The organism is Bacteroidota bacterium (assembly GCA_038746285.1).
Lineage (GTDB): Bacteria > Bacteroidota > Rhodothermia > Rhodothermales > JANQRZ01 > JANQRZ01.
Window position 1 is genome coordinate 104,936 of sequence record JBCDKT010000005.1, and the last position, 7,727, is coordinate 112,662.

7 protein-coding genes are annotated in these 7,727 nt (G+C 70.0%); all 7 read left to right on the forward strand.

Annotated features, from left to right (window positions below; genetic code table 11):
- Nucleotides 1-38 precede the first annotated feature (38 nt).
- The 7 genes from AAGI91_03210 to AAGI91_03240 all read left to right on the forward strand — a co-directional run bounded on the left by AAGI91_03210 (nt 39) and on the right by AAGI91_03240 (nt 7,599).
- On the forward strand, nt 39-1,997 hold the full coding sequence (locus tag AAGI91_03210) for a TonB-dependent receptor (GenBank protein ID MEM1041616.1): 1,959 nt from the start codon (nt 39-41) through the stop codon (nt 1,995-1,997).
- A gap of 29 nt (nt 1,998-2,026) precedes the next feature.
- A complete protein-coding gene (locus AAGI91_03215) occupies nt 2,027-3,343 on the forward strand; it encodes a T9SS type A sorting domain-containing protein (protein ID MEM1041617.1) in 1,317 nt (438 codons plus the stop codon).
- Entirely contained in the window at nt 3,343-3,576 is a 234-nt protein-coding gene (locus AAGI91_03220) for a (2Fe-2S)-binding protein (protein ID MEM1041618.1), read from the forward strand. The genes AAGI91_03215 and AAGI91_03220 overlap by 1 nt, the downstream gene beginning before the upstream one ends.
- Before the next feature lie 62 nt (nt 3,577-3,638).
- A complete protein-coding gene (locus tag AAGI91_03225) occupies nt 3,639-4,973 on the forward strand; it encodes a DUF3887 domain-containing protein (protein ID MEM1041619.1) in 1,335 nt (444 codons plus the stop codon).
- Nucleotides 4,974-5,120: 147 nt separating this feature from the next.
- Nucleotides 5,121-6,968 carry a translational GTPase TypA gene (gene typA, locus AAGI91_03230; protein MEM1041620.1) on the forward strand — a complete coding sequence of 616 codons (1,848 nt, stop codon included), beginning with the start codon at nt 5,121-5,123 and terminating at the stop codon, nt 6,966-6,968.
- Between the two features lie 85 nt (nt 6,969-7,053).
- Nucleotides 7,054-7,215 (forward strand): hypothetical protein, encoded by a 162-nt coding sequence (locus tag AAGI91_03235; GenBank protein ID MEM1041621.1) that lies wholly within the window; start codon nt 7,054-7,056, stop codon nt 7,213-7,215.
- Between the two features lie 3 nt (nt 7,216-7,218).
- On the forward strand, nt 7,219-7,599 hold the full coding sequence (locus AAGI91_03240; GenBank protein MEM1041622.1) for a hypothetical protein: 381 nt from the start codon (nt 7,219-7,221) through the stop codon (nt 7,597-7,599).
- The last annotated feature ends 128 nt before the right edge of the window (nt 7,600-7,727 follow it).

Below are 7,727 nucleotides of genomic sequence, written 5' to 3' on the forward strand. Positions count from 1 at the left end.
GGCTGCCCGATCCTCTACATTGAGGTTCGGGTTTTTTCGTGCGCGCTCTCTATCTCTTTCTGACCGCCTGCCTTGCGCTGCCTGCCCTCGCGCAGACAGCTCCGCCGGACACGACGCTGCCCGCCGTGAGCGTCAGCGCGGCGCGGGTGACGCTGCCGCTCGCCGAGGCCCCGGCGCGGGTGACAGTCCTCGACGCCGAGGACGTGACGGCGAGTGGTGCGCAGACGGTCGCCGATCTCCTCGAGGACCGCTCGGCGATGTTCGTCAAGCGCTACGGGCCGGGCGGGCTGGCGAGCTTCGCGCTGCGCGGTTCCGGCGCGAGCCACACCCTCGTCCTCCTCGACGGTCACCGTATCGCCGACCCCCAGCTCGGCCAACTCGACGCGTCGCTCCTGCCCGCCTCGCTGCTGGAGTCGGTCGAGGTGTTGCACGGCCCGGCGTCGGCGCTCTACGGGACCGACGCTGTGGGCGGCGTGGTGTCGATTCGCTCGCCGCAGCCGGGCCGGATCTTCGCCCGGGCGACGGCCTCCGGCGGAGCCTTCGGCGAGCGGCGCGCGAGCGCCCTCGCGTCCGGCCGCATCGGTGCGTCGCCCGTTTTTGCGACGGTCGCGTTTGAGCACGCGCAGGCGCAGAACGACTACCCCTACACCGACTCGACCGCGTTCAACCCGGAGACCGGAGCCAGCGGCGTCACGCGCGACCGCGAGAACACGGACCTCGCCCGCGACGCCGTCTTCGCCCGCTTCGCCGGGGAGGTCGGCCGCCACCGGGCCGCCGCTGGCGTGCTCTTCACCGACGCCGACCGGGGCCTGTTCGACTACAGCGCAGCGCAGGCGGCGCGGCAGGAAGACCGAGCGTTCCGCCTCTGGGCCGACCACACGCTCCGCCTTGGGTCGTGGCGCGTCCACACGGGTGGTCTGTGGCAGCGGACCGCGCTCCGGTACGTCAACCCGACGCTCGGGCTGGACGACACCGGCCGGACCGGCGGGCGCAGCCTGCGCCTGCGCGCCGAGCGTGGCTGGGCCGCGGGGGCGGACGAGACGTGGCACCTCTCCCTCGGCGGACACCTCGGGCAGGCGAGGGCCGAGCACCCGAACCTCGCGGGCGACGCCGAGGAACAGGCAGCCTCGCTCTTTGGGTCGTTCGTCGTTCGGAACGCGCGCGGCGTGCTCACGACCGCGCTTCGCTTCGACCGGTCGGAGACGGCGAGCGTGGACTCGCTCGCCCTGCCGGACTCGGCGGTGCAGGCGTTGACGCCGCACGCGGGAATAAACCTGCAACCGACGCCGTGGCGCGGCTTCCGGCTCAAGGCGAGCGCCGGCCGCGCCTTCCGCACGCCGACCTTCAACGACCGCTTCTGGCAGCCGGGCGGCAACCCAGCGCTCCGCCCCGAGCGTGGCTGGACCGCCGAGGCGGGAGCCGTCGTCGAAGTGCGTCCCGGCCCGCTCACCTTTGCGACGGAAGGGACCCTCTTCACGAGCCGCCTCCGCGACCAGATCGTCTGGCGTCCCGGCCGCTTCCCGGACGGGTTCTACTGGGCCCCAGTCAACGTCGGGCGGACGCGGACCACAGGGTGGGAGCTGTCGGCGAACGTCCGGTTCGAGCAGCGCAGCGCGTTCGCCGAGGTCGGAGGTCTGTGGGCGCGCAGCCGCGCCCGCGACCGGACGGACTCGGCGGCGACCTCCTTCGACCAGCCGCTCCTCTTCGTCCCCGACGACCAGGCGAAGGCCCACGTCGCGCTCGGGCTCGGACCGCTCCGGCTCGACGCGCAGCTTCGCCACGCGAGCGAGCGCCCGAGCGCGGCCGACGGCTCGGCCGCGCTCGACCCCTATACGCTCTTCGACGCCGGGGCCTCGGTCGCCCTCGCCGGCCCGGCGTGGCGCGCCCGCCTCGGCGCTCGTGTCGAAAACCTCACCGACGAGGTCTACTCCGTCGTCCCACGCTACCCGATGCCGCCGCGCACGCTGCGGCTCACCCTCACGCTCGAAACCCGCTAACCCTTCTCCGCCCTCACACCTCGATTGCCATGCGCCTCTTCGCTACCCTTCTCGCCCTCCTCGTTTTCGCCCTGCCCGCACGCGCGCAGGAGACCCTCGGCATCTTCGTCGGCAACCAGGGCGATCCCTCGTCGCTGACCTACCTCGACCCCGACACCGGCGAGGCCGAGCAGCTCCTCGTCGGCCAGATCGGCCGCTTTCTCCAAGGGATGCAGCTGATGAACGAGACGCTGTACGTCACCGCGCCCGGTGCATCGACCATCGACGTGGTCGACCCCGACACGCAGCAGCGCGTCGGACAGATCTCCGACCCCGCCTTCGCCGCCGCGCGCTACATCGCCCAGGTCAGCGACACGAAGGCCTACGTCACGACGCAGAACTTTGCGATGGGCGCGACGGAGTCCGAGATCGTCATCCTCAACCTGACGGACGACACCGTGAGCGGTCGGATTACCGTCCCGGTGCAGCCCGAGGGCATCACCGTCGCGGCGGGGCGCGCGTACGTCGCCCTCGGCGGCTTCGCAGGGCCCCCAGAGCTTGCAGTCATCGACACGGCGACGGACGCCCTGCTCGGGACTGTCAACATCGGCTGCCCGGCCCGCTTCGTCCTGGCCGACGGCGACGGCGACGTGTTCGCCGTCTGTAACGGTACCGACCAGGTCGTCGTCTTCGACACTGCGGCGGGGAACGTTGCGACGACGGTCACGTCGACGGCTGACCTCGGCAGCGCGTTCGGCCTCGGCCAAGACGCCGCGCTCCTCGGCTCGGGCGATGACGAGCGCCTGCTCGTCGTCACAGCCACGGGCCTCGTCCCCTTCGACGTGGACGCCTACACCTTCGGCAGCGCGATTGCGATTGCCGACACCGATGCCCGCCCCGTCGGGGCTGTCGGCTACGACGCCGAGCGCGACCAGTACATCCTCGGCCGCCCCGACCCGACGAACCCGTTCTCCGCGGCAGGGACCGTGACCACGCACAGCGCAAGCGGGGCGCTTCTCGGAACGGTCGCGGCCGGGGTCTTCCCGGACTACGTCTCGGTCTACGCCGCACCGTCCGTAGCGAACGAAGGACCGGCCGACGCCGCGGACTTCGCGCTCACCTCGGTCTACCCGAACCCGATGGCCGACCGCGCCGCCGTCGCGTTCACGCTCGGGCAGAGTGCGCCCGTGCGGGTCTCGGTCTACGACGCGCTCGGGCGCGAGGTCGCCGTCCTCGCCGACGGTCCGCGCGCGGCGGGCGACCACACCGTCGCGCTCGACGCCGCCGTTCTCCCGAGCGGAGTCTATCTCGTCCGGGTCAGCGCAGGCGGCCGCGCCGCCACGCAGACCGTCACCCGGCTCCGCTAGTGGACGTCCACATCGACCGGTGCTACTGCTTCAGCACGACCTTCGACGAGTTGAAGGCCGTCGCCGCGTCCACGGGCGCGGCGACGGTCGAGGACCTGCAGGACCACGCCGTCTTCGGGCACAACTGCCAGCTCTGCCACCCCTACGTCCGGCGGATGCTGCGGACCGGGCAGGTAGTCTTTCAGGAGATCGTGACGGCGGAGGACGAGCCGGAGGACGAAGTGAAGGGGTAAGGTCCAGAAGGGCGCGCGTCAATGAGCAGGCTTACCTTTTCGAGAAAGGTCCTCCTGACACCATGCGACTCCTGCCGCTCGCTTTCGCCTTGCTCCTGCTCCCAGTTCCTGCCCTCGCGCAGCCTGCCGACACCGCCTTTGTCGCCCGCGCCGAGATGCTCGTTGACGCGCTTCTGGCAGGCGACACCGAGACGGTCGCGGCCGACTTCAACGAGCAGATGCACACAGCCCTGCCGCCCGAGCGTCTCGCCACGCTCGGCCCGACACTCCAGGCACAGCTCGGGGTGCGGCAGGAGCGACTCGGTGCCCGCGTCGAGCCAGGGCCGGTCACGACGGTTGTAGTGACGGAGCGCTTCGAGCGGGCGACGGTGGACGTGCGCGTGTCGTTCGACGCTGAGGGGAAGGTGGCCGGACTCTTCGTCCGACCCGTACCGCCGGAGGAGGCGGCAGAGGTGGAGCCAAGCGCGCTGCCGCCCTACGCGGACGAAACGGCGTATCGGTCCGAAGACGTGACCGTCGATGCGGGCGTCGGACTGCCGCTCGGCGGAACGCTGCTCGTGCCCGAGTCGGACGCGCCCGTGCCGGGTGTCGTGCTCGTCCACGGCTCCGGGCCGAGCGACCGCGACGGGACCGTCGGGCCGAACAAACCGCTCCGTGACCTCGCCGTCGGGTCTGCGAGCGATGGTGTCGCCGTGCTCCGGTTCGAGAAGCGGACGAAGGCGCATCCCGAGGCGTTCGCCGGCGGAACGTACACCGTCTTCGATGAGAGCATCGAGGACGCGCTCACCGCGCTCGACCTGCTCCGCGGGCACCCGGACGTGGACCCGGAGCGGCTGTTCGTGGCCGGGCACAGCCTCGGGGGTATGCTCGCGCCACGTACCGCTCGGTCTGCTGCCGAGCGTGGGGTGCCGGTCGCAGGCTACGTCGTGCTCGCCGGCGGGGCGCGCCCGCTCGAAGACATCGTCGAGGACCAACTCGACTACCTCGACGGCGTCGCGCCCGACGCGGACGGTCAGCGCGCCACCATCCGCAAAGCCCTCGCCGCCGTCCGCGCCCTCGCTCCGGCCGACAGCGCCTCGACCGAACCTATCCTCGGCGCGCCGCCGGCCTACTGGCTCGACCTCCGCGCTCACGCGCCGGCCACGCTCGCGGCCGACCTCGGCGTGCCCGTGCTCGTCGTTCACGGCGGGCGCGACTACCAAGTGCCCGACGCCGACTTCGCCGTGTGGCAGGATGCGCTCGCCGATGCGCCGCACGCTACGCTCCGGCGCTACCCGTCGCTCAACCACCTTCTCGTTTCGGGCGAGGGACCGAGTGCGCCCGCCGAGTACGAGCAGCCGGGCTTCGTGGACGCCACGCTCGTCGGTGAGACGGCCGAGTGGATCCGCAGCCAGTAGCGGCAGACTCCGCGTGATCTTCGCACGCACCGGGGAGCCATCGCCGGGGCCGACGGTACACGGTGCACCCCACCCACCGGGCGGCTCGGCGAGTCCGGGTCGCCCGCCCTTTTTTGTCGCCTCCGCGCTCACCGAACGCGTTTCGCCATGCAGCAGCAGAACCTCCGCAACGTCGCCATCGTCGCCCACGTCGACCACGGCAAGACCACCCTCGTCGATGCCCTCCTGTGGCAGAGCGGCACCTTCCGCGACAACGAGACCGTCAACGAGCGCGTGATGGACTCGATGGACCTCGAGCGCGAGAAGGGCATCACGATCATGGCGAAGAACACCGCCATCCGCCACACGGCCGCCGACGGGACCGATGTCAAGATCAACATCGTCGACACGCCGGGCCACGCCGACTTCGGGGGCGAGGTCGAGCGGACGCTGCGGATGGTCGACGGCATCATGCTGCTTGTGGACGCCGCCGAGGGGCCGCTGCCGCAGACGCGGTTTGTGCTCTCGAAAGCGCTCGCGCTTGGCCTCCCCGCGATCGTGGTCATCAACAAGATCGACCGCCAGGACGCCCGGCCCGAGGACGTGCTCAACGAGGTCTACGACCTCTTCATCGACCTCGACGCGGGCGACGAGCAGATCGACTTCCCCGTCCTCTACGCCGTCGCCAGAGACGGCCAGTGCACGACCGACCTCGGCGAGCCGCTGACCAACCTCGACCCGCTCGTCGCGGCGATCATCGGCACCGTGCCCGCGCCGGAGGGCGACCCCGACGGATCGCTGCAAGTCCTCGTCACTGATGTCAAGCCCGACGCCTACCTCGGCCCGATTGCCCGCGGCCGCGTCGTCCAGGGTACGCTGCGCGAGCGGCAGCACGTCGCCCTCTGCCACCGCGACGGCTCGACTGAGACGAAGCAGGTGACGGCGCTCTTCGTCAACGAAGGCCTCGACCGTGCCGAGGCCACCGAGGCCGGGCCGGGCGAGGTCGTGGAGGTCGCGGGCATGGGCGGGATCGGACTCGGCGAGAGCCTGGCCGACGCCGAGGCCCCGCAGCCGCTGAGGCCCCTCCGCGTCGACGAGCCGACGCTCTCGATGGAGTTCCGCGTCAACGACTCGCCGTTTGCCGGGCGCGATGGCAAGTACGTCACCTCCCGCAACCTCCGCGACCGCCTCTTCAAAGAGGTCGAGACGAACCTCGCGATGCGGGTCGAGGAGACCGAGAGCCCGGACCGCTACCTCGTCTTCGGGCGCGGCGAACTCCAGATGGCGATCCTCATCGAGCAGATGCGCCGCGAAGGGTACGAGTTCGCCGTCGGCATGCCGCAGGTGATCGTCAAAGAGATCGACGGCAAGCGCCACGAGCCATTCGAGACCGCGACGATTGACGTGCCCGAGGAGTACATGGGCGTGGTCATCGAGAAGCTCGGGATGCGGAAGGGGCAGATGACGAAGATGATCAACCACGGCACGGGCCGCGTCCGCCTCGAGTTCGAGATCCCGAGCCGCGGGCTGATCGGCTACCGGACGGAGTTCCTGACCGACACGAAGGGGACCGGTCTCCTCACGCACCTCTTCCTCGCCTTCCGCCCGTGGGCCGGCCCGATCAAGCACCGCGCCACGGGTGCGCTCGTTTCCGACCGCGCAGGCAAGGCGACGCCCTACGCCATTGTCGGCCTGCAGGAGCGCGGCGAGCTGTTCGTCGGGCCGCAGGACGAGGTCTACGACGGGATGCTGATCGGCGAGAACAGCCGCGACCAGGACCTCGAGGCCAACATCACGAAGGAGAAGAAGCTCACCAACCACCGCGCCGCCGCCGCCGACAACTTCGAGAAGCTGACCCCGCCGCGTCGGATGAGCCTGGAGGAAGCCATCGAGTTCATCCGCGAGGACGAGCTGATCGAGATCACCCCGGGTGCATTCCGCCTGCGCAAGCGCTACCTCAACACGCACGACCGCAAGCGCGCCACGATGCAGCAAAAGGCCGAGGCAGCGGCATAAGATCGAGCGGCGCATGAACCGATTGGCCCAGTCGTGGTTGGAGGAGGCAGCACAGCCTTTCCAGGCCTACCGAGCCAAGCGTTCCATGTCAAAGACTCGCCGTACCGTCAAGAACTCGAAAAAGACCGGAGCGGTGAGCCGCAGCAAGGCGCTCGCCGCCGCAAAGACCGTCAAAGCGCGCCGGGCGGGCAATGATGAGGCGGCGCTGCGGGTGTATGAGAGCGCTCCGTACTTGGTCAAGAAGTAACCGATGTCCGGCGGCCTCTACGATCAGAGCGTCTTCGTAAACGCCCCCTTCGACCCAGACTACGCGCCGCTCTTCGACGCGGTCATTTTTGCGATCCACGATTGCGGCTTCGTGGCACGGTGCGCACTCGAAGAGGACGACAGCGCGCAGGTCCGGGTAGAGAAAATCTACAGCATCATCGCAGAGTGCCGACTCAGCATTCACGATGTATCACGGACGGAGCTTGACGCCGACCTCGGCCTGCCGAGGTTCAACATGCCGCTGGAACTCGGCATCGTCCTCGGTGCCCGGCGGTTCGGGCGGGGGCGGCAGAAAGAGAAGCGGTGCCTGATTCTGGACCGCGAGCGGTTCCGCTACCGGGCCTACCTCTCATACCACCTCTGAGGATTGTTGCCTCACTCTCATGTCATGCCCGCGCAGGCGGGCATCCATCAGGCGGCGGCGCTTCACACAGGGGGGTGCATGGGTCCCCGCCTGCGCGGGGACGACCTCGTATAGGTGAGACACTATCC